This is a genomic window from Psychrobacter sp. FME13 (genome assembly GCF_014861395.1).
Taxonomy (GTDB): domain Bacteria; phylum Pseudomonadota; class Gammaproteobacteria; order Pseudomonadales; family Moraxellaceae; genus Psychrobacter.
Genome location: NZ_RRYV01000353.1, coordinates 1 through 792, shown reverse-complemented (window position 1 = coordinate 792; position 792 = coordinate 1). Strand labels below are relative to the sequence as shown.

The 792-nt window shown below is 44.3% G+C and carries 1 protein-coding gene; it reads right to left on the bottom strand.

Going from position 1 to position 792, the window contains the following annotated elements:
* Nucleotides 1–12: 12 nt before the first annotated feature.
* Nucleotides 13–792, bottom strand: a 780-nt coding sequence (locus EI164_RS16550; protein WP_192521052.1) for an IS3 family transposase, incomplete at its 5' end; no start/stop codon positions are given.

Here is a 792-nt window from a genome sequence, read left to right as displayed (position 1 = left end):
TGTAGTGGTCAACTAATTTAGGACACCTGATAAGAGGTTTTTGTTAAAGTAGCGTTTCTCTTTTTCTAGCGGTGTTAAATAGTCATTAAAACGGTGTGGTCTCACTGACTGATAATAGCCCCAAATATAATCAATAATGGCAGTCCGAGCTTCAGCAATATTCTCATAACCGCCCTTTGGCATCCATTCTGTTTTAAAGCTCCTGAAGAACCTTTCAGTTGGCGCGTTGTCCCAACAGTTACCTTTTCGGCTCATGCTCTGCTTCATGCCATTACAACTTGCCACAGATTCAGCAAACTTCTTGCTAGTGTAATGGGTGCCTTGATCAGAGTGAAACAACACCCCACTTGGCTTTAAGCGCGACTGATACGCCATCTGCAGCGCTTTGGTTGTCAGCATACTGTCAGGCGAATCTGATACAGCAAAGCCAACAATACGACGAGCATATAAATCTAAAACGATAGCTAGGTAGCACCAGCCGCCTTTAATGCGAACATAAGTGACATCACCTGTCCAGACATGATTGGGCGATGTGGGGCTAAAGTTACGGTTCAGTATGTTGTCATGAGCTTTGTGTTCTTCATCACAGTGCTTGTATTTATGCGTCTTTAACTGACAGCTTTTAAGCCCCATGCTGCTCATAAGTTTACCTACCATATAACGGGTCAGCTTGATGCCGTGTTCATTCATTAGTATAGCGGCAATGCTGCGAGCGCCTGCTGAGCGCTTTGAGTCGTTAAATATTTGGCGGACTAATGCTTTAGTTTTGACGGCTTCAAGGCTGATGGGCTT